This is a genomic window from Acinetobacter sp. TUM15071 (genome assembly GCF_008980925.1).
Classification (GTDB): Bacteria; Pseudomonadota; Gammaproteobacteria; order Pseudomonadales; family Moraxellaceae; genus Acinetobacter; species Acinetobacter dispersus.
In genome coordinates, this window is the sequence record NZ_BKGB01000002.1 from 258,653 (window position 1) to 283,369 (window position 24,717).

The following is a 24,717-nucleotide window of genomic DNA, read 5'->3' on the forward strand; positions in this document are numbered from 1 at the left end:
ATCAACACTGATCATGCTGGATAAAACAATGAACAAGACAAAAATCGCAATGATGACCACACTACTCGGTTCTGTTTTAGGTTTAGCTGCCTGTCAATCGACAACGCCAGCAGAACAGTCGATGAACCGTGACCACCACCGTCATAATATGCAACGTGCGCCACTAACACCAGAGCAACGTGCTGAATGGCAGGCCAAACGAGAACAACGTTTAGAGCAGCGCGAACAAATGCGTCAGGAACATCAAGCGCAACGTGCTCAGATTGAACAAGCTTGCCAAGGGAAACGTATTGGTGATCGTGTGAATATTCAGTGGAATAAGCGTGTAATTGAAGGCACTTGTGAAGTTCGCTTTACCCCAGACAAATCACAACTCAAGCGTCAAGCTAACGCAACTACTTAATTCCCCTCTTCCTCATCGGCGCTTCTAAAGCGCCTTTTTTTATGGCCAAGGAGTGTTCATTTTAAATTACACAGCTGCTTACGATTTTAGATCGGCAGTTTAACTCAAAAGTCTGAAAACCACCTACAATCTATACGCTTAAGCAGATTGAACCATAAACTTTGACTTAGCAGTCACTAAGAAATGACCTGCAAAAGCTTGTACCGAACTATAACTTGTTGCACGATTAGCAGTACAAAATGGTGCTGTTGGGCACATTTATCATTGACTAAGATTATAACTCTGGTTTAACCAGTATTGAGGAACCCGCTATGCCACAATACAAAGCACCCTTACGTGATATGCAGTTCGTATTGCACGAATTATTAAATGCTGAAGCACATTACGCGAAACTTCCTGCATTTCAAGACACTGTAAGCCGTGAATTGGTTGATCAATATTTAGAAGCAGCGGCTGATTTCTGCGAAAACGAACTTTCTCCTTTAAACCAAGTCGGCGACCGTGAAGGTTGTACTTGGAATGACGGTGTTGTAACAACGCCTACAGGCTTTAAAGAAGCGTATCAAAAATATATCGAACTTGGCTTCCCATCTCTTTCTGCTGATGAAGAATTTGGCGGTCAAGCATTACCAAACTCTTTAGGGATTTCTATCTCTGAAATGGTCGGTACTGCAAACTGGTCATGGGGCATGTACCCTGGTCTTTCTCACGGTGCTGTTCGTACTTTAGAACATCACGGTTCTGATGAGCAAAAGAACACTTACTTGCCAAACCTTGTTTCAGGTGTTTGGACAGGTACGATGTGCTTAACTGAATCTCATGCAGGTTCTGACTTAGGTATCATCCGTTCTAAAGCAGAACCAAATGCTGACGGTAGTTACGCGATCTCTGGCGAGAAAATCTTTATCTCTGCTGGTGAACATGACATGGCTGAGAACATCATCCATATCGTACTTGCGCGTTTACCAGGTGCACCAAAAGGCACTAAAGGGATCTCTTTATTCATCGTACCTAAGTTCCACGTCAATGCTGATGGTTCAGTTGGCGAGCGTAATGCAGTGCGTTGTGGTTCAATCGAGCACAAAATGGGTATCCATGGTAACGCAACTTGTGTCATTAACTTTGACCAAGCAAAAGGTTACTTGATCGGACCTGAAAACCGTGGCTTAAACTGCATGTTCACATTCATGAACACAGCACGTATTGGTACAGCGGTTCAAGGTTTATCTGCATCTGAATCTTCTTTCCAAGGCGCTTTAGCGTATGCGAAAGATCGTTTGGCCATGCGTTCTCTTTCTGGTCCTAAAGCACCTGAAAAAGAAGCAGACCCAATTATTGTTCACCCTGCTGTTCGTAACATGCTTTTAACGCAAAAATCATTTGCTGAAGGCGGTCGTGCGTTGGTTTACTTATTGGCTCAATATGCAGATATCGTTGAAAAAGGCGAAACTGAAGAAGAGCGTAAGTTTGCTGATAACATCTTGTCTTTGTTAACACCAATTGCAAAAGCATTCTTAACTGAAACAGGTTCTGAATCTGCGAAGCACGGTGTACAAGTATTTGGTGGTCACGGCTTTATTTCTGAACACGGTATGGAACAAATCGTACGTGATACACGTATTGCTTGCTTATACGAAGGTACAACTGAGATTCAAGCACTTGACTTGTTAGGTCGTAAAGTCTTGCAAACTCAAGGTGCAATGTTGAAAGACTTCACCAAGATTATCCATAAATTTGTTGAAGCAAACAAAGACAATGCTGCAATGCAAGAGTTCATTGCGCCATTGGCTGCTGCAAACAAAGAATGGGGCGATATCACCATGCAAATCGGTATGCGTGCAATGCAAAACCCAGATGAAGTTGGTGCAGCTGCGGTTGACTACTTATACTTCTCTGGTTATGTAACGCTTGCTTACTTATGGGCACGTATGGCGCTTGTTGCTCAAGAGAAATTAGCTGAAGGTTCAACTGAAGTTGACTTCTACAATGCAAAAGTGACCACTGCTCGCTTCTACTTCAAGAAGATCTTGCCACGTGTTCGCTCACATGTAGACGTACTTTCAACTGGCGTTGCGCCATTGTTTGAACTTGATGCGGAACACTTCGCTTTCTAAACATAGTTTAGAATGAGATGCAACGTTCATCACAGAAAAAGGACTGGTCAGTTTTGACCGTCCTTTTTTTGTTTAATCAATGCTAAATTTACACTATTCAATTTATTTGTTCGTTTTATTTGATCACTTTGCACATGAAACTGTGCGTAGAAGGGAACGATTATGCCAATTTACAATGCTCCTCTAGCAGACATGAAATTCATCTTAAATGATGTATTTAAAGCAGAACAATTTTGGCAGTCTAATGAGAAACTGGCTCATGTAGATGCTGCAACAGCTGAAGCAATTTTAGAAGAAATGGCGAAGTTTGCCCAAAACGTGACACATCCGTTAAACCGTACGGGTGATGAAGAAGGCGCACGTTGGGAAAATGGCGAAGTTTTCACTCCAGCAGGTTTCAAAGAAGCATTCCGTCAATACGCTGATGGCGGTTGGATCGGCTTAGGTGCTGATGAAGAATGGGGCGGTCAGGCAATGCCAAAAATGCTGACTGTATTGTCTGATGAAATGTTATTCGCGACAAATCCATCATTCATGCTCTACCCGCTTCTTTCTGTGGGTGCTGGTATGGCGTTAAACAGCTATGCATCACAAGAGCAAAAAGAAACCTATTTACCTAAAATCTACTCTGGCGAATGGTCAGGCACCATGTGCTTAACTGAACCACATGCAGGTACAGATTTAGGTATTATCAAAACCAAAGCTGAACGCAATGAAGATGGTACTTATAACATTACGGGTACTAAAATCTTCATCACAGGTGGTGATAACGACCTAGCTGAAAACATCATTCATCTTGTGCTTGCGAAGACACCTGATGCTCCTGCGGGTTCACGTGGTATCTCGTTATTCATCGTTCCAAAGTTCCTGTTAAATGAAGACGGTTCTTTAGGTGAGCGCAACCCCGTTGGCCCTGGTTCAATCGAACACAAGATGGGTATCAAGGCATCTGCTACTTGCGTGATGAACTTTGATGGTGCCAAAGGCTACCTCGTGGGTAAAGAAAACGAAGGCCTTGCTGCAATGTTCGTGATGATGAACTACGAACGTTTGTCGATGGGTATCCAAGGTCTTGGTGCTTCTGAATTTGCTTATCAAAATGCAGCACAATACGCGACTGACCGTTTGCAAGGCCGTAGCGCAGCAGGGGTTCAATCACCAAACAAACCAGCAGACAGCATTTTAGTGCATGGTGATGTCCGTCGTATGTTACTCAACGTACGTGCCAATAATGAAGCATCACGTGCATTTGCAGTCTATGTAGGTCAACAACTGGATATCACCAAGTTCTCGACTGATGCAGAAGCTGTGAAGCAAGCGAATAACCGTGTTGCACTGTTAACACCAATCGCAAAAGCTTACCTCACTGATACTGCTTTCCAAGCAACCTTAGATGCACAAATGGTGTTTGGTGGTCACGGTTATATCCGTGAATGGGGTATGGAACAATGCATCCGTGATCTTCGTATTGCTCAAATTTACGAAGGGACTAACGGTGTTCAGTCTCAAGATTTAATTGGTCGTAAAACCATTAAATGTGGCGGCGCATTCATCGCTGAGTACATCACTGAAATCCGTGACTTTGCCAATGATCTAGACACTGATTTGAACTTCATTAAAGATGCAACTTTAGACGCTGCAACTGAAATTGAAGCAATCACGCAGTTCATTATCGAGCAAGCAGCTGAAAATGTTGACTTCCCGAACTCAGCTGCGGTTGACTATTTACATGCAGTAGGCTTACTCAGCTTTGCATATATGTTTGCAAAAATCGCGGCTGCTGCAAAAGACAAGTCTGGTGATTTCTACCAAAACAAAATTGCATTAGCACAGTACTTTGTAGACCGTATCTTGCCTGAATTAGATGCACGTTTAGCGAAAATCAAAGCAGGTTCTGACTTGATCATGAACTTCAGCGAAGATTACTTCACCAATCAAGCTTAATTGATTCAGCATAAAAAAAGCGTCTGAATATTCAGGCGCTTTTTTCTTTCAAGCAACAGCGAATAATCTAATATTCAGACGCTCCATCAGGGCTATTTTTAAATACATCAGGAAGCTGAGCATTTTCATCAAACAGATCTCCCTTAAATATCTTTACGACCTCAATTTGTCCAATAATTTGCTGATTAAATTCATCTAATCGCTCTGCTGGAATCCAAAGTTCCTGACAAAAATCATCTCCAACCACATGTACCTCAAACTGTGCTAAATATGCATCATTGAGTTCAAAACGAGTTACATATCCAACATATCCACTGGCTTGATCTTTAGTATTCCAATCTAGTGCTATTTTTTCTGCATATTTTTGATTCAATACAGGATAAAAAATAGGTTGCCAATACAGTCTTGGAGGAAACTCTTTAAAGTGACTTTTTTCAATGAGCTGATATTCAAACAACCCAATCGGTCGATATAAGTACATATCTTATCCTTATTATTTTATGATGAGAAAGCTGCTTTCGTTTCAATCGTCCTTTTATCAACAATTGCAATGAAAAGCGTATCTAGCGAAAAGATAGACACATTATTTTAATGCTTATTGTGCATGAAATTTGCTGTATATTCTATTTATTACTCTGCAACATTGTCCTAGCCATGTCTAATTCAAGAGAGAAACTTGAAGGCTTACCTCGCCTACTTGATCGCTTTGGTCACTACGCGGTTGAAGCCTTTCATTATTTAGCCTTATTTATTATCGGCTGTATGATTGCATGGTCAGCCGTGCATACCGTGATTGAAATTCTGACCGTAAAACAGTACGCCACCATTGATGACATCTTGCTGCTGTTTATCTATTTAGAATTAGGTGCCATGGTGGGGATTTATTTCAAGACCAATCACATGCCAGTGCGCTTTTTGATTTATGTTGCGATTACTGCACTCACCCGTCTGTTGATTGCCGATATTCAGCACAATCATAAAGCATCCATGGATTTGGTGATTATCACAGGTTCGATCTTGATTTTAGCGGTAGCGATTTTGGTGGTCCGATTTGCTTCATGGAACTACCCTTCTGTGATTCGGGGCAAGGATCAAGAACAACAATTACCTTCCAACAAAACACCTCGACCACAAGATGACGAACTGGCATAAATAAAAAAGCAGGCACATGGCCTGCTTTTTTATTGCATCTATTATGCAACTCGGAAAACACGATATTTCGAGTCCACCAACACATATTTACCCTGTACCTGCATCCAGTTATAGCCGCGAGGTGGTTCATATAAACGGTGAGTACGATAGTTCGAAACTACATAACGGTTACTACGGAATTCTGATGGTAACCGCTCACCACGCTTGAAGTTAATACGTTGGCCATAATGATTACCACGGTCGCCATTCGACCAGCGCGGCTGTTCACGATGATCGTAACGGTGGTCATAACGATCATAGCGGTTATCATAGCGATCTCTATGATCATGATTCCAACGATTTGAATCTGCCATGGCTGAGGCAGAAACACCCAACATAAGTGTTGATACCAGTAATACTGCGGTCTTCTTCATTCTTTAATCCTCTGTTTTTTCGATCTGAAATCAGATTAAGAAAAACTCTAGGAGAAAGCATGAATAAAACTCGCGACATTGCAAAGCTTTGTAATGAATAGCGAGAAATTGTGGAGAATACTCTCTATTCAAAATTTAAAAACAGATGTCAAATCAGCGAATAATCTCAATAGTAAAATTATCATCAGTCACCAAAAGATAACGTCCATCGACGACCACCCAATGTCTGCCACGTGGCGGTTCACGTAAGGAGTAATAGTCCCAGTCCCGAATCACATAGCGCTCACTCCGAAACTCACCCGGTAATTCATTGCCCACCACAAAGGACTCACGGCGATAGCTGCGGTCATATTGCGTATCTGGATAATATTCGACACGAACACCCGGTCGATGATTCGGATGAGGATAATAGTTATTTTGATTCGGCTGATAATAATAGCCCTTCGGTGGTGCAGTTGGTGTCGCACGCTGATTCGAGAACGCAAATGGGTCTTGCGCAGGCGGCTGATAGGCAGGTGTATTTTGATGATAAGAACGACGCTCTACTCCACTATATCCACCCCATGCATTATCGGCATAGCTCATTACAGGGAGACCGCTGAGAAGGCTGATCAAGCCATAGATATAAAGTTTAGATTGCTTCATCGTGATCTCCCTAAAAGCAGAGTATCTTTCTATTTTAGAATAAAAAATAAGCACCACTGTTGTAATAATATTTTTTCAGATTAGCTGTTGAATTCCCAAGATAAACAGCAACGAGCTACAGCCCGACCTAGATATGCTAAAATCATTTTTTTGGTTTTAAGGCAACATCTGTGGCTGAAATGAATTTTGATCGTCTCTATCAATTCTTTTGCAAAGTTCCAAGTGTGCAAGAAGCGCGTATCGTTGCGCACGGTGCAGATGGTCAACATGCATGGTGGTTTAAATTCAATATTGATGTTGAACATCCGTTGGCATGGCAAACAGTTCAAGAACTTGGGCATGTACTCAATTATTTATCCACCAATGAACGTTTACCGACCCAGTTCTTCCCAGTGTCTCCACCACCCTATATGAACGGTGAGGCTAAAGATTTCTTGGCTTGGGTAATTCAGTGCAATCATCCAGAATTCACTCCTGATGTGGTCTGTGACTGGCTAGAAGCCCGCTTACCCAACCCTGTCGATGATGAAAGTCAGTGGAAAATCAAAACCGATTTAAGTGAACTGGATCAGTTAGCGGATAAAGATTTAGATCAATTGATTCCACCAAGCCCTTAATTTTTTTATTGATGATGTAGGTCTTTCAACAAGCTGAATAGCAAATAAACACCCACATTCAGTTTGTTGAACTCACGATCTAAATCACGATAAGTCGTAACCTAGATATTCTTGTGGTGATTCTGAATAAGGTAAAATCAGATAATTATTTTCTAAAATCAGGCCTTTCATTGCCTTTTGATGAACGGAATCTAAAGGATAAATCAAAGCGAGATCCTGAACTAAATCTTCAATTTTTTCTGCTTTAAAATCTGGGGTTTTAATCCATCCCAATAACGCTGCCCCAAGTCCGATAAATTCAAAGCCATAGTGCTGCATTTTCTGAATCAGTGCATAATTCTCGAAGGGATCAAAATCACAAGAAAAATAGCCATTCGGTAGCATCGCCAGTTTTAATGCTTCGGTTTCAATATCAGCCACTTTTACTTCAATGACACTGTCTAATGAAATCAATAGATTTTGATTGAAATAAAGCAATGCTTCTAAGTCATTGTCATCATAATGCTGCATTTTTTCAGCTAGGCTTTCAAAACGCTGCTGCTGTGCGGGATCATTCAATTGCTGAAGATAATGCTGCAATTGTTTTGGAACACAAACATTTTGATAGCTTTGCTCCCATCGTGGATCATCGACTTCAATCCCCTTGAGATCGTCACTAAAATCAACATACAGACGGTCATCCTCGACCGCATGCATCGAGGTATATTCTGCCTGTGCCCTATCATCCAAAACCAGAAACACTTTTTTAGGATAAACATCCTCTTTAAGTGATCGATAGCATTCCAAGAGTTCTGCCCAACTTTGAATTTCAACAATATCTGCAAAATGATTGAATTGATGTACATCTAAATCAATCTCATCATCCTGTCTAATATTCAGTTTAATTTTCGCCATTGTGCAGAACTCTATTTATGCTGAATTAAAAAGTGGATAAGCCTGACCATTCCATAAAACGATAGATCCAGTATTTCACTTTTGACTCATCGGCATATTTTGCATAATCCACTGTGATTTGACGTGCATTGGCATTGGTCCATGCTGCATCAAAGTATTGCCCCGCATCTTTAAACACAGGTGCTTGCGCTGTACCAATCACGCGCATGTCGGTTTCAAGATTATAATTTTTTAGATTACGCGCGGTTAAGTTGGCTGAACCGAGAATGATCTCTGCTTGCTGTGCATTGTATTTGAGCAGCATTTTGCTATGACATTGTTCACCACGGGTATCACACCAACGGATTGGAATACCGACTGCATTTAGTTCCGAAGCCACTTGGCGATTGGGAATACCATTCTTTTGACGACCAAACGCATCTTTATTCGGGTCGATCATAATACGAATGTTAACACCACGTTGCTGTGCCTGCTTGAGTGCATCAATGATATTGCGTTCTGATAAATAGAACATCGCCATATCCAAATGCTCTTTACTTTTTGCAGTCTGAATCATTTTCAGAACAGCGTCATAAATCGCTTTTTCAGTCAGCACTTGCACTTGTGGTAATGTTTTATCTTCGGCTAGCCCGCCCATAATCACAAATGGGCTCGAACCTTTTGACATATTGGCCACAGCTTGTTCGGTTTGTAACACATCAATCGCTGTTGGCCCATCTACCACCAAAGCCACATTACTATGATGCGAACTACCATCATGTGGATTGGCCGAAGTCACCAAGCTTTTCCAGCCGTCAACCGTATCAACCACCAAGGTTTTACGGTGATTGGCTTTGAAATTGAATAATTCTAGATAACTGCGCAAGGTAATTTTATCATTGCCAAATGGGCTACTTAACCAACCACCTTCTGGGTTATTACCTAAGTTCTGACAACAGATATACCAAAAACCTGACCAAAGCGGATTCGAAGCACGCAATGGCTTTAAATCAGTTTCGATGACATCCACACCTGCTTGGCGTAGTTGTAGATAATGCTTTGGAGTTAACCCGCCATAAACCGAATTAATCGGATCAGTAATCACCACCACTTCAACATTGGGATGCAAACGGCGCTTCACGATTAAGGCATCGGTTAGCTCTTGCATCAAAGGAAACTGTTTGACTGTCGACTTACCCACTTCCTGATTAAATAGGAACATATCCAGCACAATGGTACTCTGTGCCTGATCAATCAACTGAAACACTTCTTTGAAAATATGCTGATCAACCTGTTGTTGACCTTGCGCATCGATATAGGTTTGATCTGCTAAGAATTTCACATTGGCATGACGTAATTGCCCAGTAAAATCCAATCCCTTTGGGAGTGGTTTTACGGTGTGATAGATTGCCGAAGCAATGTATCCAATCGCAAAAATACTCAATATGACTGCCATGTAACGTCGACCTGACCAGTTTAATTTTCGATGGATTCGTTGGAAGATACGCATATAAACAAAAAAAGCCCTAGCCTAATGGTCTAAGGCTAGAGCTTATACTTTGATTTTTCAATAAGATTTAAGTGAAAAATTAGAAGTTAAAATTCACCCCAACAGTAAAGTTACGTCCCACTTGTGGAATCGTTGATAAGAACGATGCATGTTGATACACCTGATCATCGAGCAAGTTATTGGCATTTAGATAAACACGATAATCTGTAGCTTTACTATATTTACCTGTGTATGCCACACCTAAATTCAGCATGTTATAGCTTTGCGTATCAGTTTCATAAGCCGCAATCTTGTCTTGCTGGAACACATGATAGTATTCAGCTGAACCGCTAAAGCCATCACCAAAGTCCGCATTTACTTTTGTTCCTAAGCGTCCAGCAGGCACACGTGGTGCATTTTCATTGTCGATCTTGCCACGCACATAGTCACCAAACACGCCCACTTTATACATGTCCGAGATTTGGTAACCCGCTTCTGCCTCTGCACCATAGAAACGTGCCTGATCTTGGGTATATTCCACTAAACGGAAATCTTTATAACGATCTAGAGTTTGCGCATAGATATAGTCATCAAACCAATTGTGATAGACATGGACATGGTAATCAAACTTGTTATTGTCATAATGGAAACCGAGTTCCACATTATTAGATTTTTCTTTCTTCAATTGATCATTACCTAGCTCATAGGTATTGGTCGCGAAATGTCCACCATTTGCATATAGCTCTTGCGCTAATGGTAAACGTTCCTGATGAGAGGTTACGAAAGAAAGTTTATAGTTCGGTGCAAACTCCCAATTGGCCGCACCAGAAACAGAAAAGGCTGAACCGTCGAAATCTTTTTTAGTTGAGTCATCAATATCAATTTTTTGTTTTTCTGCACGTGCCGCCAGCTCAACATGTACATCATTAAATTGCGCATGCTCTAAGGCAAAAACACTCCACTTCTTCGTGGTATTTGGTGCTAAGAACGCTTCTTCACCTGTGAGTTCTAATTTTTGTTGCCCATATTGAGTTCCAATCACCCCTTCCCATGGCCCAATTGGATTATGTACCAACTCTAAACGACCATCATAACCTTTGTTTTTAAAGCGAGTCGCGATGGTATCTTCTTCAATTTCAGCGTGTTTATAATCAGTATAGCTGGCTTGTGCACGTAGCTTTTTAAACCCAGCAAACGGATCATTCAATTCGGTACGAACATCATAACGCTCAGATTTCAGATCAATCCAAGGTCCTGCCTCATGTGCATGATCGTGGTCGTGATCGTGATCGTCATGGCCATGATCATCGCCATCCTCGTGATCATGATCGCCACAGTGTAAATGAGGACGTCCTGAAAGATGAGCACTACAGCTCTCGTATTCATGGCTATGTCCAGGCAGACCATATTTATCTTGGCGATTGCTATATGAAATTCCGGTAAAACCACGATCATAAATCCAAGACAAACCGACATTCACCGTTTCACCTTTGGCAAAGGTATTACCGACACGACGCTCTTTCTCACCTTCGTGCACATAGTTTGGCGTGATATAGTCATTGGCTTCACGATTTAAGCCTTCAACTCGTAAGGCCACTTGATCACCCAAAGCAACCGTTACCCCAGCCGTTGCCAGTTTTTCATCACTACCTGTGTTGTAACGTAAACCCACATTACCTTCATAACCATTTTCAGGCATTTTGGTTGGAATCTTACTATCCGTCACATTTACCAAACCACCTACCGTGCCAGCACCAAATAATAAAGTAGATGGACCACGAATTACTTCAACTTGCTGAGCCAAAGCTGGGTCTACAGTAACTGCATGGTCAGGAGATAAAGTTGATACGTCAATATTTTCAGAGGAGTTTTGTAAGACTTTTACCCGTGGCCCATCTTGACCACGGATCACAGGGCGGCTTGAGCCCGCTCCAAATTGATTGGAATAAATTCCAGGTTCACTGCTCAATGCTTCACCAATGGTGACAGCGCCCTGTTGTAAGCGTTTTTGATCTACGACGGTATCGGCAACCGCAAAATCTTTCGATGTTTGCTCTAATGGATGTGCTTTAATTCGTATAGTATCTAAGCTTGTTACTTGCTCATTTTCTGCTGCAAAAGTAGATACAGATACAACAGCTAAAATAGATAAGGTCAAAATATTCTGTGGAAATGACATATCGGGTCTCGAATCAGTCGATCGTTGTTTTTGTTATATTATAACATTTCATTTATTTTGCAATAAAAAACAGTGCAACAATGAACATTTGCTACACTGCTTCTCCATGATTCAATGAATGGTCGTTTTTCAACGATATGCCTTTTACACTTTCACATGCCGTACTTGCCCCACCTTTAGCTAAATTAAGTCAGGGACATTTGCCTGTCGCAGCATTAGCGATTGGATGTATGACACCCGATCTTTATCGATTATTTACCCAAGAAAATATCGCTTTAACACACCAATGGTCAGGTATCTTATTTCCGAACCTTCCGATTGGATTATTCTTTTGCCTCTTGTGGTATTTAATTTATCGTCCTGTAACCTATCGCTGTCTTGAAATCCGACATCCTTTAAATATCCACTCTCTGGATGATTTTATTTCTTTCAGCTTTCTCAGTTGTCTAGCACTTATAGTCGGGATCAGCACGCACTTAATCTGGGATGGACTCACCCATCTTGATTTTCGAACTTTTGCTTTTAAAGAGATTCTGGCTCAGAACATTTCACTGTTGGGTTTTAGTTATCCATTACATTTTATATTACAGATCGGGTCATCTATTATTGCTTTACCTTTCCTAATGAAAATGTGCTGGCATTATTATAAGACCCATAAATATCACCATCCCGTTCCAGCTAGACTCAAAGGATTTGCACTCATCAGTGCCATCCTCTCCATCTTATATGGACTGTTCTCAGTTTTAGACTATAGCCGTCATATCAGATCTGATCTTTGGAACAGTGAACGCTATTTTTTTATTGGTAAATCGATCAATGAATTTACCCAAGCTGGCCTAACTGTCTTTACCATGGCTTGTCTATTATTCTTATTTTTGGATCGAACAGAGCGTCTAAAATCATTTTAACAAAAAGCGTCTGTTTAAAATTCGCTTGAAAACATTAAGACTTGAGACTAAACGTTCAACAAGGCATAATCTCCCCTTCATTGGTGGTGCGCTGTTTACGCATTCACCGTCTACAGCCAATATAGTTTGGATACATAATTCAATATGATGCGCACTCATTACTGTGGCTCTTTAACAGAAGCCCAAATCGATCAAACAGTTACTTTATGCGGATGGGTTCATCGTCGCCGTGACCATGGCGGTGTGATTTTCCTTGATATGCGTGACCGTGATGGTCTCGTACAGGTGGTGATCGATCCAGATACCCCTGAAGCATTCGCAACAGCAGATAAAGCACGTTCAGAATTTGTATTAAAAATTACAGGTCGTGTTCGTCGTCGCTATGAAGGTACTGAAAATGCCAACATGGTGAGTGGTCAGATTGAAGTTTTAGGTAAAGAGATCGAAGTTCTTGCCACTTCTGATACTCCGCCATTCCCATTGAATGACGAAAACACCAATATTTCAGAAGAAATTCGTTTGAAATACCGTTTCTTGGACATCCGTCGTCCAGAAATGTTAGAGCGCTTACGTTTCCGCTCTAAAGTGACCAACTTGATCCGTAACTATTTTGAAGATCATGGTTTCTTAGACGTTGAAACACCAATCTTGACACGCGCAACCCCAGAAGGTGCACGTGACTATTTAGTGCCAAGCCGTGTTTCAAATGGTAGCTTCTACGCACTTCCACAATCACCACAATTATTCAAACAGTTGTTGATGGTGGGTGGTATCGATCGTTATTACCAAATTGCGAAATGTTTCCGTGACGAAGATTTACGTGCGGATCGTCAGCCTGAATTTACCCAAATCGACGTTGAAACATCGTTCATGAGTGACGATGACATCATGGATTTAATGGAAGGCTTAACAGTTAAAATGTTCAACGAATTATTGAATGTAAAATTCGATAAATTTGAACGTATGACTTACGCTGACGCAATGCGTGACTATGCATCTGACAAACCAGATATGCGTATTCCATTGAAACTTGTTGACGTTGCAGACTTAATGCAAGATGTTGAGTTCAAAGTATTCGCTGGTCCTGCAAAAGATCCTAAAGGCCGTATCGTTGCTTTACGAGTTCCTGGTGCTGGTTCATTACCACGTAGTGCGATTGATGAATACACCAAATTCGTAGGCATCTACGGTGCAAAAGGCTTAGCTTACATCAAAGTCAACGAACTTGAAAAAGGCATCGAAGGTCTTCAATCTCCAATCGTTAAATTCATCGAGCCAATCGTACTTGATTTATTAAAACGTGTTGGCGCTGAAAATGGCGACATCGTGTTCTTTGGTGCGGATAAAGCTAAAGTTGTAAATGATGCGATGGGCGCACTTCGTGTGAAAATCGGTCATGACTTGAAACTGACAACTTGTGAGTGGGCGCCACTTTGGGTTGTTGACTTCCCAATGTTCGAAGAAACTGATGATGGCAAATGGACTTCTGTTCACCACCCATTCACACTACCAAAATCAAGTGTTGAAGAAGTGAAGAGCAATCCAGGTGAAGCATTGTCTGTTGCATACGATATGGTACTGAACGGTACTGAAATCGGTGGTGGTTCACTTCGTATCTATACTTTAGAAATGCAAAAAGCAATTTTTGAAGCTTTAGGTATTGGTGAAGAAGAAGCAGAAGAGAAATTCAGCTTCTTATTGAATGCATTACGTTATGGTGCGCCTCCGCACGGTGGTTTGGCATTTGGTCTTGACCGCTTGATCATGTTAATGACAGGTGCTTCTTCTATTCGTGATGTAATTGCATTCCCGAAAACCAAGACAGCTGAATGTCCATTAACACAAGCACCTGCACCAGTTGAAGCAAATCAATTGCGCGACTTAGGTATTCGTTTACGCGAAAAGCCAAAAGCTGAAGAAAAATAAACCTTGAGTTTATGTTTCAACAAAAACCCTGCTTCATGCAGGGTTTTTTATATCTATACAATCCCTCTCCTTTTAGGAGAGGTTAGGTGAGGTAATTTATACTTTGCGAACAAGTCCTCTAGTGGCATAATAGGCTGCTTTTTATTGAGAGGTCAGTCTTATGGCAATGCGTCCTGATGTACGTCGACATGCAATTGTACTTATTGTATTTTCACTTGCTCAATGGTTTTTCATGCGTTACATCTTGGCAAATGAACTCTTCAATATGGATACCAATCAACGCATTTTATACTTCTGTGTAAGTAGCTTGGCAGGTGCCTTACTTATTTTTGTCGCATTAATCTATATGGTCCTTAAAGGCAACGTAGATAAACAAGACTAAGATCATGTCGTTTTACATTACTCTGCTTCGTATTCTCCCTTTGGCATTTTTGCGTAGTATCGCAAAAGTGGCAGCTTACTTTATCAATCAAAAACCCAATAAAAGTATGCTGTGGAAAACCAGAGTCAATTTAGAACTCGCCTACCCTCAACTTAGTTTAGAACAAAAAGAACAGCTCGCTAGAGAAAGCGTCACCAAACAATGCCTCAGCTATATTGAATCTGGAAAATGCTGGGCGATGCCACCTGAATGGAGCATCCAACAGATTCATACGGTTCATCATTTGGAAGTCCTGACAGATGCTCTTAGCGACCCTCGTGGCGCGCTGATTATTACCCCGCATTTGGGCACATGGGAAATGATGAATGCTTGGGTGCATCAATATGGCATTCCAACGATTATGTATAAACCAATGAAGGATTCTGGTTTTAATGCATTTGCCTTACATGCACGTCAACGCCTCAACGCAACCTTAGTGCCGACAGATGCTTCGGGTGTAAAAGCGCTATTTAAGAATCTAAAACAAGGTGGTTTCAGTGTAATTCTGCCTGATCATGTTCCTGATCCTTCTGGCGGTGTTGTGGTTCCTTTTTTCGGAATTCCCTGTCTGACCAGTACACTTGCCAGTAAAATGGCACAAAAAACTCAATGTCGCCTAGTCGGCTTAAGCTGTTTCCGCCGTGAAGATGGTGAAGGTTTTGATGTGTATTGTGATGATCTGAATGATCCACAACTCTATGATCGAGATATCACAGTTGCCACAACAGCACTCAATCAAGCAGTTGAACAGATGATCAACCGCTTTCCTGCTGAATATATGTGGGGTTATAAACGGTTTAGAGGGGAATCAACTGATAAAGATTATTATAAATAATTAAAACTTATTTTTATGAATACCATCGTCAACTTAATTCAAAACAATTCACACTAAAACGCTAGAACTACAAAAACTTGATAAAACAATGATATATTATCATTCTGTTTTGACTTACTCTTTGCCTAAATGATTCCTAAAATTATTCATTATTGCTGGTTTGGAAATAAGAATATTCCAGAACCATTACAACACTATATCAATAGTTGGAAAGAAAAATGTCCAGATTGGGAAATTAAGCTATGGAATGAAGAAAATTTCGATATTAATAGTCATCCATTTACGCAATCTGCATATCAGCAAAAAAAATATGCTTTTGTTTCAGATTATGTACGAGCATGGGCATTATATGAATTTGGTGGTGTTTACTTAGATACAGATGTCGAAATTAAGTTACCAATTGATAATTTCTTAAATTATGAAGCATTTAGCGGCTTTGAAGGAATTAATTTACCTTTTACGGCAGTATGGGGGTCAATACCAAAACACAGTTTTTCAAAAAAAATCTTAGACTACTATCATAATAAAACTTATTCTCATCGAGTTCCTCCTAACACTCTATTTATTTCAGATATTCTCGTTACTGATTTCCATATAGATAAAAAAACAGATTCTTATCAAATTGGTAGTGACAATATCAATGTTATTCATATTTTCCCATCAAACTATTTCTGTTTAGATCTCCCTATAAACTATACGACACACCATTTTATTGGTTCATGGATAGAGGATCACAATAATCGAAAACCATATAAGCAGCAACTACATAATAAATACTACTCAAATAGAATAGAAAGTGATTTTTTTTTGGAAAAAGATCAATTAAAGCAAATAGCCAAAAATATAAACCTAACCCAACTATTAATAATAGTACGCTATTACATCCGCTCAAAATTCAAAAAACAATAAAAATCAAATGAGGTTGTATATCAAAACACATACAACCTCTTGATATAAAAAATTGAAGGCATATGGACTATTTTTAGTAAAATACAGAAGCTATAGGGTCCCGCCATTTTAACTTCTATAATTACTCACTCAGGAACCTAAGAAGTTTGATCTGACATCTTTTGCCCCCTAAAAGAGCATCACGTTAATGCATAAAAAATAGGTAAATTGAATATAAAATTATGTACTAAAAATGCTATGGCAATCATAATTGTAAAAAAATAATGCTATATTATGAAGACATCTTAGACTTAAATTCTGTTCCATGATTCCCAAGATTATTCATTACTGTTGGTTTGGGGGGAAAAAAATTCCCGAGCCATTACAACACTATATCAACGGTTGGCAAGAAAAATGCCCTGACTGGGAAATCAAGCTATGGAATGAAGAAAATTTCGACATCAATAGCCACCCCTTTACCCAAAAAGCATATGAACAAAAAAAGTATGCCTTTGTCTCAGATTACGTTAGAGCATCTGCCTTATATGAATTTGGTGGGGTTTATCTAGATACAGATGTTGAAATTAAACACGCTATAGATGAGTTTTTGACACTAGAAGCTTTTAGCAGTTTTGAAATCGACACGATACCATTTACTTCTGCGGTCTGGGGAAGTATGCCTAAGCATTCGTTAGCCAAAAGAATGCTAGATTATTATGACTCAAAGACTTACAGCAATGATGAGCCACCTAATACGGTCACAATTAGCAATTTTTTAACTCGCTTTTATGGGATTGACCCGCATAAAGATGAAAATCAAATTGGAGATGATGGATCTAATAAAATTCATATTTTCTCTTCTTCTTATTTTTGTTTAGATCTTCCCCAAAACTATACCACACATCATTTTATTGGCTCATGGTTAGATAAAGAAAAAAAGGAAAGCTATAAAGAAAAAGTACATACAGTACATTATACCAATAAAATTTTAACCCCAAATGTGGCAACAGATAAACTTTTCTTAAAAGAGTTGGCAAAGAAAATTAATATTTCAAGTTTATTTAATTTGATTCGTTATTATCTAAAATATAAGTTCAAGTAGCCTAGCCTACTTGAACTCTATTTTCTTTTCAAAAATCTTATAATGTAGATTATAAATTTGAATAAAAAAACGATAAATTTCTCTTTTTATTTTCAAGCTTATTCTATTTATTTTCACAGGAGCAATCATTTCACTCTGGTGTCTTTGAGACCGATCTGATTGAAGACAACTTACAAACTTAACTTCTTTATTATAAATAAAGTCTTGCACACACAGTGCTGGTTGCATTTGATACACCATTTTCTTCGCAATATAGCTATCAAACATAATATCATCAATTGGTTTCAAAACATCCAGATCACTTATATAATTAAATAAGTTCCTAGCTCCTGCGTTAGAAATAATATAACCTGCCGTACCCAAATGTCGCCCTTTTAAAAGAAATAACGACCGATCATTAATAAGATTTTTTTTAGAAAAAAGCTCCACCTGAACTGAATCTGAAAATGCTTCTAGTTTAATAACTTCTACATTCTCAGGTATCCAAGAATTATCTTTTAGAAATGATTTTGCTTCTGAACCTAAATAAATATCATCTTCAAAAATTGCCATATAGGGTAAATTATTATCAATTATTTTTTTCCACAAAGAGAGATGGCTTAAAAAGCACCCTATCTCACCTTTTGTTAAAGAACAATTTTTAAGTTCGATTCCTGTATTTTTAAGTGCCTCATCAATCTGATGAGGTTCAATAGCATCAAAATATTGAAATTCAATTTGTTGAGTCATAAATTGCTTATTTATATGCATCCTTCTTTCAAGTGCATTTTTTAAGCTAACGACAGAAATATCCATTCAATGCTCTCTTCTCAGGATCGTGCTAACAACGTACTGTTATTTGGGTAATTATAGGATAAAATAGATTATGACTCAAATTAGCCATATCCCTTCGATGATCTGTTTAAGTATTATTATTCCTGTATACAATGTTGAAAAGTACATTCATGAATGTCTGCTAAGTGTATGCAATCAAATAAAAAATAATATCGAAGTTATTATTGTCAATGATGGCTCAACAGACCAATCTGCACAGGTTGTTGATGAATTTATACACAACTTACCAAACTCGCTCAAACAGAATTTTATTGTAATTGACCAAGAAAATCAGGGCGTAAGTCAGGCAAGAAATAATGGGATACAGAGCGCTAATGGTAACTATATAACCTTTATAGACTCCGATGACATCATAGCAGATGATTATATTTCTAAGATCCTGTCTGCAATACAGACATCTCCAGATCTAATTCAGTTTAATGCCTATTGTTTTTTCGAAAGTGCACCTGAGAAAAATTATCATCTGTCTCAACCGTCACTATTATCTGGTCTACATAAAGTGAATGATGAAGTACTTCGAAATATTTTCAATGAAAACAATTGGTTCTCTTGGTTAAGAGTATATAAACGAGAATTACTTCTCAATAATCTATTCCCAACAAATATGACCCACTTTGAAGATGCATTTATTGTATCGAAGATACTTACTGAAATTGAAAATATATTTATAATTAAAGACAGCATTTATAATTACAGGATCTTAGAAAACAGCGCTACGCGTGAGAATAATCTGGCAATAAAGAACAAATTATTAAACAGCTGTGCTCTTTTAATTAAAGAGCTCATTAAAAACACTAAAAAGAAGGATATATTTGCAATCCCACTACTTCACTTCTCTTATATCTACTTAGATGAATCAAAGAAAAGTAGAGATTATTTTACCACGAATAAAAACTGGAAAAAAATTACAAAAGAAATGAAGGGTTTAAAGTTTGATCTCAGCATTATACAAACAAAAAGAGAAAAACTTTTCTTTATATTCCGAGACTTTGGCACCTTCGGCCACTATTTAGCCAGAAAACTGAGTAAACTTATAAAATAAATACCCAAGAGTACCAATATAATCTTGGGAAAATCCCCTATTTGAATCCAACAGTCTTAAAGAAAATAAGATTTCTGATTTGTTGAAAAATTCGACTTAACTCTAAAAGGATCTTATCCAGTCCCGTCTTTTTATCATAATGTCTTCTGGTTAGGCGCTCTTTATACAAATGACTAGCAAAACGGACACTATCCTTTGTAGAGAAGAGCGTCACGTCTTGGATACACAAGGCTGGTTTCATCTGAGATACAGATAAAATCTTATCTTGAATAAGTTTTTCAAACATCAAATGATCCAAGGCAATCAACTTATCCAATGACTGGATGTAACTGATTAATTGCTTAGCGCCATGTAAAGAAAGAATATAACCTGCAGTTCCGAGGTTCTTACTTTTAAGCTCAAAAAGCGCCCTATCAGGCTCACTATGAAACGTTTTAATCTTTTGCCCGAGTGCAACTTTGGAGGTAAACTCTTCAATCTTGATCAGATGCCAATTAGAATCAATCCACGCGTTATCGGTCAGGAATGCTTTAACATTCTCACCTAAATAAATATCATCTTCGAAAATAGCCATATGTGGAATATTCTCGCTAATCATTTTATTCCACAAGAACACATGACTCATAAAGCATGCAACTTCACCTTTTGTTAAAGACTGTCCATCAACGTTTAAGTTAAGTTCTTCCGCAAAAAGAGCTGCAGGCTCAGGAGTCAAAGCATCAAAAAAGTCAAAACTTATACTTTTTTTACCAAACTCACTACAAATATGTTCTCTACGTTCACTGGCCGTCGAGAGACTAATTACAAATTTTTTCATAGTAGTAAAAAACTGAAGATTAGTTATATTTTACTACCTTTTTGAATAAGCTTCACCACCAATTCATATCGGTAGCGAAGTTGTCTAAAAGTTAAGAGAGATCGAGCAGAGAACCTTCCAGATACATCCCTTTTTCATAATAATGACTTAGTGTTTTTCTTTCCTTACCCGCAAGCTTAATCAATCTTGGCATTTCCGCAGGTGGATAATTCACAGCCATATCAATCAGTACTTTTTCTTTGACCCATTGATGTTTGACTTGAAAGAACAAGGCATTTTTATCACAGTTAATCAAACTCATACTTGGTAAATGCTTACGCATCACCTTCTGACAAGCCACATAGGCAACCAAATATTCTAAACGACCAATCTGTTGAAACAAGTCGTGATATTGTGGCTCTGTTTGCTTGAGTTGCTGCAAATAGGCTTTAGGGCTCATTTCAATGGCTTTTGCCAGCTCATTGAACCACTCTTTAAAGAAGATATTTTTCTCTGCACTGGCCAGTAACCAGTTCTCTAATACGGGGAACTCTTTAAGCGTTGTGTTCTTCGCACGATAGTAGGCAAAGCTATTAGTTTGATTCCTCACCACTAACGCTTGAATCCAGTCTAAGCTTTCATAAACGATCGTACTGGCATCTAACCAAATGCCGCCATGTTGATAAATCAATTCAAAACGAAGCAAATCGGCCTTTTGTTGCGGTGTTGCCTTGGGGAAGCGACCAAAATCAATATCACTAAAGCTTTTCACTGTATCTGGGGTTAAAAAATTAACCTCATAGTCAGGATTGGTCTTTCTCACTTGCTCGACACATTGTTCAACAAAGCCTGAAAGTGTCCCCTCCCAATACATCCAAATTTTTTTAGGAATCACCGCATTTTGCACAATCGGGTTAAGAACAATTAAATCCGCTTCATTGTCTATTGCTTCGTTAATCCCTCTCTTTTTATTCGAATACATCGTATAAAATTTTAAGAGATAGAATATTTTTTTAAATATTTTCATAGAGGGAACTCAGCAAAAACCAAATCATTTATGCTTTTCATTTCACGGCAATGATTTATACAGACCATTTCCATTAGAAGAACAAATGCTTAAAAGCATAAAAACGGTCACGCCACATGCGTTTCTGCTTCTTAAGACCATGAGACGAATCGCGATTTTCCAAGTCCTTACGCTGAATCCCCTGCGTTGCAACAGTACCTAAAATATCACTGTCCAACCCTGCCGGTTTTACAAAAGGTTGCCAAACACCTAGGCCTTTGCCATTTTTACTCAGCCAGCCTTGGAAGAAGATATCGACAGGGACATGTATTTGTTTGCCAAGTTTGACAAACTCTTCAGCACCTTTACGCGACCAAACCAAACCAACGCCACGAATCGGGAAATAATAAGCATGCCAAAGGGTAAATTGTTCCAATTGAATAATATCTTTGGCTAATTTTTTCTTTTTAGCCGCCATATTCACCACATACCAATCCAGTTCTTTATGCTGATCTAGATAATTCAGCAGTGAATCAAGATTGTGCTTAAAGTTGGGTAGAACCTGAATATCATCCTCTAACACCACCAAATAATCGGCATCTGTTTCAAGAAATTTTTCAGCACAACCATAGTGGCTCAGATAACAACCTAATTCTGAATTAATCAGACTACGTCCTAAAATTTTCTGCGCTTCTGTATCATCATAATTTGTAAACTCTGATAAAGCCTTACCACGACCATCGTAGGCAGCAAAGCGTGTAAATGGCCAACCCTCGTGCTGTAACTGAGCCGTTGCATTTGCTAAACGCTGATCACTGCCATCGAGGTTAATCAGATAAGTTACTACTTTCATCATTTATCCTTCGGCTGTCTGAGCCAATAAAACTTGTGGTAAATAGCCAGCCAGCTTTTGATTTAAAGCTGTATAAATTTGATCTGCTGCACTAGTGCTCAACTGATCCAGACTTTGCATGCACCCATACTTAATCTGTTCATTGCCCAAACTGTGCAAAAAGCTGCTTAGACTCGATTCATTTTTCAAATAAGCAATTTCTAGGTCTGGTTTTAACAGTGCTTCATTGTTCTTAATCTTTAGATGATTCATCAGTGAAATTGGATTAATTTGCGCTACGCTGCGAAATTTATATTGAATCTGTTTTTGCAAAAACTCAGGATGTGCGAGTAAATAATCTCGTAGGATGTTGCGGTCAACCGCATGCGGATAATGGTGAATTTCAAAAAACTTTTTAAATCCAAGCATATCAGCACCTAACATTTGAGCAATCATATGCTTAGGCTGAATCGGCTTATTAAAATATTGATTTAACAATTGGCGGTACCAAAGCTTGGCTTTAAGCGCAAAACTGCTCTGCCAATGCCCGTAAATCACCATTTTCTGATCGACGAGAATATCTTCCAACCGCGCAGGTGCGTTGAAAAAGAAATCATCGTTCAAGTAGAAAAAATAATCGGATAAGCCCTGAATATTCCAAAGCATCGTTTCAATTGATCGAGTATTAAATGTGGGCAAATATTGTTCATAACCTGCAAAAATTTCGCGGTGATCAACGATTCGTATTTTCCCTGCTTCGCAGATGCCATCCGTTACGAAATCATCAATCCATTGTGGTTGTTGACCATCGGTTACAATATAAATATGTCGGCAAAATGAAACATATTTCAGAATTGATGCAACGTTATAATAAATTTCATGGTTGCTGGCAAAGCGAGTATCGCTAACCGCATCAGAAGCTTGTGTCTTGCCCTGATATTGCATGCGTTTCTGCTTTAACTTTGGATCATTGCCATCCACCCAAGCAATCACCACATCAACCGGTTGCATCATTTCACTCATCAATTCACTCTTAAACGATTAAAAAGCCATAAAATACGGCCAAGCATGTTTAATTTAACGCTATATGATAACACCACTGATCTGCCGACAGACAGTCTCTTTTGGTAATGCCTTTCTGGCTTGAAAAAGCAATCATTGCATATAAATCAATATATTATAATTACTTAAATTTTCACACTTTCCAATCGCCCTTTCATAATACGATTTTCCCATTTAAATAATTTGCTTAACACCAACTTAAGCCCTGACAATCCTTAACAAAATCAAACCTTTTGGAATCATTTTTAAAAAATATTTACGACATTTTTATTAGACGAATTTATGCCTTTTTATTATAATTACTGGTTACTTTGACGGGATTTAACCTTTTGACTGATGATTGACTATAACTACTTTGAGTATCAAGCAAAAATAATTAGAACTAAATTTGTCTCAGATAAAACCTATCTCACTAAACGGTTTATCTGCAAATTAGGTTATACCCCTAATTTTTGCTCACCAAAAAGCTTTAATGAAAAAGTAACTGCCCGAATGATTTTCGAGCGAAGTCCGTTATTTACAAAATTAGCCGATAAATGTGCAGTAAGAGAATTGGTCTCTGCAAAAATTGGTGATTCATATTTTGTTCCGCTGATTGGAATTTACAAATGTTTTGATGAAATTGATTTTGAGCAAATTCCAGATCAATTTGTTTTAAAGTGCACGCATGACAGTGGTAGTGCAACAGTCTGTCGAGACAAGAAAAATTTTGATATCGCAGCGATCAGAGCGAAAATTAAAAATCACCTCAAAATGAACATGTATTTTAGAAAACGTGAGTGGCACTATAAAGATATTTGCCCTCAAGTTCTGATTGAGCAGTATGTTGATTTATATGTTGATCCAGAGAGCCAATCAACCATTACCACTTGTCGTGTGCACTGTTTTGAAGGTAAACCTGAGTATCTCGAAATTGATGTACAAGATTCTCAAGGCAAGGACTACTCAAATATGTATGATACCGAGTGGGAGCTACAACCATTTCGGGTCGATCTGAAAGAGAACTCCCCCATCGCTTTAGCAAAGCCTCAGCAATTCAAAGATATCCTTGAATTGTCAGAAAAACTTTGTTTCGCCTATGGTTATAGTCGGGTAGACTTCCTATTATCACAAGACCACGTTTACTTCAGTGAAATTACACTCACCCCAAATGCAGGGCGAATGGTCATTACCCCAGTGGAATGGGATTTAAAATTAGGCGCGCTATGGCGTTCGTATTAACTGTACATCATGTAT

Annotated in this window: 24 protein-coding genes; 13 read left to right on the top strand and 11 right to left on the bottom strand. The window is 38.9% G+C overall.

Going from position 1 to position 24,717, the window contains the following annotated elements; translation table 11 throughout:
• The first annotated feature begins 28 nt into the window (after window positions 1–28).
• From GBI66_RS03250 to GBI66_RS03260, 3 genes are all read left to right on the top strand, one after another.
• Window positions 29–403 (top strand): heavy-metal resistance, encoded by a 375-nt coding sequence (locus GBI66_RS03250; RefSeq protein ID WP_151715142.1) that lies wholly within the window; start codon window positions 29–31, stop codon window positions 401–403.
• Window positions 404–714: 311 nt separating this feature from the next.
• On the top strand, window positions 715–2,517 hold the full coding sequence (locus tag GBI66_RS03255; RefSeq protein WP_005193034.1) for an acyl-CoA dehydrogenase C-terminal domain-containing protein: 1,803 nt from the start codon (window positions 715–717) through the stop codon (window positions 2,515–2,517).
• Between the two features lie 162 nt (window positions 2,518–2,679).
• Window positions 2,680–4,461, top strand: coding sequence for an acyl-CoA dehydrogenase C-terminal domain-containing protein (locus GBI66_RS03260; protein ID WP_004652441.1), 1,782 nt, complete (start codon window positions 2,680–2,682; stop codon window positions 4,459–4,461).
• Between the two features lie 67 nt (window positions 4,462–4,528).
• On the opposite strand, the gene GBI66_RS03265 is transcribed toward GBI66_RS03260, so the two are convergent.
• Window positions 4,529–4,942 (bottom strand): hypothetical protein, encoded by a 414-nt coding sequence (locus tag GBI66_RS03265; protein ID WP_005193036.1) that lies wholly within the window; start codon window positions 4,940–4,942, stop codon window positions 4,529–4,531.
• A gap of 173 nt (window positions 4,943–5,115) precedes the next feature.
• Here GBI66_RS03265 and GBI66_RS03270 point away from each other — a divergent pair, with 173 nt between their 5' ends.
• Window positions 5,116–5,613 (top strand): phosphate-starvation-inducible protein PsiE, encoded by a 498-nt coding sequence (locus GBI66_RS03270; RefSeq protein WP_151715143.1) that lies wholly within the window; start codon window positions 5,116–5,118, stop codon window positions 5,611–5,613.
• Window positions 5,614–5,654: 41 nt separating this feature from the next.
• Here the strand turns inward: GBI66_RS03270 and GBI66_RS03275 are convergent, their stop codons facing one another.
• Window positions 5,655–6,026 carry an RcnB family protein gene (locus GBI66_RS03275; RefSeq protein ID WP_005322419.1) on the bottom strand — a complete coding sequence of 124 codons (372 nt, stop codon included), beginning with the start codon at window positions 6,024–6,026 and terminating at the stop codon, window positions 5,655–5,657.
• Window positions 6,027–6,179: 153 nt separating this feature from the next.
• Entirely contained in the window at window positions 6,180–6,671 is a 492-nt protein-coding gene (locus GBI66_RS03280) for an RcnB family protein (RefSeq protein WP_005193043.1), read from the bottom strand.
• Window positions 6,672–6,850: 179 nt separating this feature from the next.
• Between GBI66_RS03280 and GBI66_RS03285 the strand changes: the two genes are divergently transcribed.
• Entirely contained in the window at window positions 6,851–7,288 is a 438-nt protein-coding gene (locus GBI66_RS03285) for a hypothetical protein (protein ID WP_151715168.1), read from the top strand.
• A gap of 84 nt (window positions 7,289–7,372) precedes the next feature.
• Here the strand turns inward: GBI66_RS03285 and GBI66_RS03290 are convergent, their stop codons facing one another.
• From GBI66_RS03290 to znuD, 3 genes are all read right to left on the bottom strand, one after another.
• The gene (locus tag GBI66_RS03290) at window positions 7,373–8,182 is read right to left on the bottom strand and encodes a hypothetical protein (protein WP_151715144.1); all 810 of its coding nucleotides are present in this window, start codon (window positions 8,180–8,182) and stop codon (window positions 7,373–7,375) included.
• Window positions 8,183–8,207: 25 nt separating this feature from the next.
• Entirely contained in the window at window positions 8,208–9,671 is a 1,464-nt protein-coding gene (locus GBI66_RS03295; protein ID WP_151715145.1) for a phospholipase D family protein, read from the bottom strand.
• Between the two features lie 79 nt (window positions 9,672–9,750).
• Entirely contained in the window at window positions 9,751–11,829 is a 2,079-nt protein-coding gene (gene znuD, locus GBI66_RS03300) for a zinc piracy TonB-dependent receptor ZnuD (protein WP_151715146.1), read from the bottom strand.
• Between the two features lie 137 nt (window positions 11,830–11,966).
• Here znuD and GBI66_RS03305 point away from each other — a divergent pair, with 137 nt between their 5' ends.
• From GBI66_RS03305 to GBI66_RS03330, 6 genes are all read left to right on the top strand, one after another.
• Entirely contained in the window at window positions 11,967–12,737 is a 771-nt protein-coding gene (locus GBI66_RS03305) for a DUF4184 family protein (protein ID WP_151715147.1), read from the top strand.
• Between the two features lie 144 nt (window positions 12,738–12,881).
• A complete protein-coding gene (gene aspS / locus GBI66_RS03310) occupies window positions 12,882–14,663 on the top strand; it encodes an aspartate--tRNA ligase (RefSeq protein ID WP_005193067.1) in 1,782 nt (593 codons plus the stop codon).
• Window positions 14,664–14,823: 160 nt separating this feature from the next.
• The gene (locus GBI66_RS03315; protein WP_004802750.1) at window positions 14,824–15,045 is read left to right on the top strand and encodes a hypothetical protein; all 222 of its coding nucleotides are present in this window, start codon (window positions 14,824–14,826) and stop codon (window positions 15,043–15,045) included.
• 4 nt (window positions 15,046–15,049) lie between these two features.
• On the top strand, window positions 15,050–15,919 hold the full coding sequence (locus GBI66_RS03320) for a lysophospholipid acyltransferase family protein (RefSeq protein ID WP_151715148.1): 870 nt from the start codon (window positions 15,050–15,052) through the stop codon (window positions 15,917–15,919).
• A 129-nt stretch (window positions 15,920–16,048) separates the two neighbouring features.
• On the top strand, window positions 16,049–16,828 hold the full coding sequence (locus GBI66_RS03325) for a glycosyltransferase family 32 protein (RefSeq protein WP_151715149.1): 780 nt from the start codon (window positions 16,049–16,051) through the stop codon (window positions 16,826–16,828).
• A 304-nt stretch (window positions 16,829–17,132) separates the two neighbouring features.
• On the top strand, window positions 17,133–17,909 hold the full coding sequence (locus GBI66_RS03330; RefSeq protein ID WP_151715150.1) for a glycosyltransferase family 32 protein: 777 nt from the start codon (window positions 17,133–17,135) through the stop codon (window positions 17,907–17,909).
• A 6-nt stretch (window positions 17,910–17,915) separates the two neighbouring features.
• On the opposite strand, the gene GBI66_RS03335 is transcribed toward GBI66_RS03330, so the two are convergent.
• On the bottom strand, window positions 17,916–18,704 hold the full coding sequence (locus GBI66_RS03335) for a glycosyltransferase family 25 protein (RefSeq protein WP_151715151.1): 789 nt from the start codon (window positions 18,702–18,704) through the stop codon (window positions 17,916–17,918).
• Between the two features lie 70 nt (window positions 18,705–18,774).
• Between GBI66_RS03335 and GBI66_RS03340 the strand changes: the two genes are divergently transcribed.
• Window positions 18,775–19,785, top strand: coding sequence for a glycosyltransferase (locus GBI66_RS03340; RefSeq protein ID WP_151715152.1), 1,011 nt, complete (start codon window positions 18,775–18,777; stop codon window positions 19,783–19,785).
• 37 nt (window positions 19,786–19,822) lie between these two features.
• Here GBI66_RS03340 and GBI66_RS03345 read toward each other — a convergent pair whose 3' ends face one another.
• The 4 genes from GBI66_RS03345 to GBI66_RS03360 all read right to left on the bottom strand — a co-directional run bounded on the left by GBI66_RS03345 (window position 19,823) and on the right by GBI66_RS03360 (window position 23,442).
• Complete coding sequence (locus tag GBI66_RS03345) at window positions 19,823–20,602, bottom strand: glycosyltransferase family 25 protein (protein WP_151715153.1); 780 nt, start codon at window positions 20,600–20,602, stop codon at window positions 19,823–19,825.
• Between the two features lie 91 nt (window positions 20,603–20,693).
• Window positions 20,694–21,608, bottom strand: coding sequence for a glycosyltransferase family 32 protein (locus tag GBI66_RS03350; protein WP_151715154.1), 915 nt, complete (start codon window positions 21,606–21,608; stop codon window positions 20,694–20,696).
• 73 nt (window positions 21,609–21,681) lie between these two features.
• A complete protein-coding gene (locus tag GBI66_RS03355) occupies window positions 21,682–22,440 on the bottom strand; it encodes a glycosyltransferase family 25 protein (RefSeq protein WP_151715155.1) in 759 nt (252 codons plus the stop codon).
• A gap of 3 nt (window positions 22,441–22,443) precedes the next feature.
• Window positions 22,444–23,442 carry a Stealth CR1 domain-containing protein gene (locus GBI66_RS03360; protein ID WP_151715156.1) on the bottom strand — a complete coding sequence of 333 codons (999 nt, stop codon included), beginning with the start codon at window positions 23,440–23,442 and terminating at the stop codon, window positions 22,444–22,446.
• A gap of 375 nt (window positions 23,443–23,817) precedes the next feature.
• Between GBI66_RS03360 and GBI66_RS03365 the strand changes: the two genes are divergently transcribed.
• Window positions 23,818–24,702, top strand: coding sequence for an ATP-grasp fold amidoligase family protein (locus GBI66_RS03365; protein ID WP_005193085.1), 885 nt, complete (start codon window positions 23,818–23,820; stop codon window positions 24,700–24,702).
• The last annotated feature ends 15 nt before the right edge of the window (window positions 24,703–24,717 follow it).

Coding starts and splice junctions, on each gene's coding strand:
- GBI66_RS03345 (WP_151715153.1), bottom strand. CDS start 20,602: ATGAAAAAATTTGTAATTAGTCTCTCGACGGCCAGTGAACGTAGAGAA.
- GBI66_RS03335 (WP_151715151.1), bottom strand. CDS start 18,704: ATGGATATTTCTGTCGTTAGCTTAAAAAATGCACTTGAAAGAAGGATG.
- GBI66_RS03280 (WP_005193043.1), bottom strand. CDS start 6,671: ATGAAGCAATCTAAACTTTATATCTATGGCTTGATCAGCCTTCTCAGC.
- GBI66_RS03365 (WP_005193085.1), top strand. CDS start 23,818: ATGATTGACTATAACTACTTTGAGTATCAAGCAAAAATAATTAGAACT.
- GBI66_RS03260 (WP_004652441.1), top strand. CDS start 2,680: ATGCCAATTTACAATGCTCCTCTAGCAGACATGAAATTCATCTTAAAT.
- GBI66_RS03270 (WP_151715143.1), top strand. CDS start 5,116: ATGTCTAATTCAAGAGAGAAACTTGAAGGCTTACCTCGCCTACTTGAT.
- GBI66_RS03275 (WP_005322419.1), bottom strand. CDS start 6,026: ATGAAGAAGACCGCAGTATTACTGGTATCAACACTTATGTTGGGTGTT.
- GBI66_RS03350 (WP_151715154.1), bottom strand. CDS start 21,608: ATGAAAATATTTAAAAAAATATTCTATCTCTTAAAATTTTATACGATG.
- GBI66_RS03290 (WP_151715144.1), bottom strand. CDS start 8,182: ATGGCGAAAATTAAACTGAATATTAGACAGGATGATGAGATTGATTTA.
- GBI66_RS03265 (WP_005193036.1), bottom strand. CDS start 4,942: ATGTACTTATATCGACCGATTGGGTTGTTTGAATATCAGCTCATTGAA.
- GBI66_RS03315 (WP_004802750.1), top strand. CDS start 14,824: ATGGCAATGCGTCCTGATGTACGTCGACATGCAATTGTACTTATTGTA.
- GBI66_RS03285 (WP_151715168.1), top strand. CDS start 6,851: ATGAATTTTGATCGTCTCTATCAATTCTTTTGCAAAGTTCCAAGTGTG.
- GBI66_RS03250 (WP_151715142.1), top strand. CDS start 29: ATGAACAAGACAAAAATCGCAATGATGACCACACTACTCGGTTCTGTT.
- GBI66_RS03340 (WP_151715152.1), top strand. CDS start 18,775: ATGACTCAAATTAGCCATATCCCTTCGATGATCTGTTTAAGTATTATT.
- GBI66_RS03325 (WP_151715149.1), top strand. CDS start 16,049: ATGATTCCTAAAATTATTCATTATTGCTGGTTTGGAAATAAGAATATT.
- aspS (WP_005193067.1), top strand. CDS start 12,882: ATGATGCGCACTCATTACTGTGGCTCTTTAACAGAAGCCCAAATCGAT.
- znuD (WP_151715146.1), bottom strand. CDS start 11,829: ATGTCATTTCCACAGAATATTTTGACCTTATCTATTTTAGCTGTTGTA.
- GBI66_RS03255 (WP_005193034.1), top strand. CDS start 715: ATGCCACAATACAAAGCACCCTTACGTGATATGCAGTTCGTATTGCAC.
- GBI66_RS03360 (WP_151715156.1), bottom strand. CDS start 23,442: ATGAGTGAAATGATGCAACCGGTTGATGTGGTGATTGCTTGGGTGGAT.
- GBI66_RS03305 (WP_151715147.1), top strand. CDS start 11,967: ATGCCTTTTACACTTTCACATGCCGTACTTGCCCCACCTTTAGCTAAA.
- GBI66_RS03295 (WP_151715145.1), bottom strand. CDS start 9,671: ATGCGTATCTTCCAACGAATCCATCGAAAATTAAACTGGTCAGGTCGA.
- GBI66_RS03330 (WP_151715150.1), top strand. CDS start 17,133: ATGATTCCCAAGATTATTCATTACTGTTGGTTTGGGGGGAAAAAAATT.
- GBI66_RS03320 (WP_151715148.1), top strand. CDS start 15,050: ATGTCGTTTTACATTACTCTGCTTCGTATTCTCCCTTTGGCATTTTTG.
- GBI66_RS03355 (WP_151715155.1), bottom strand. CDS start 22,440: ATGAAAGTAGTAACTTATCTGATTAACCTCGATGGCAGTGATCAGCGT.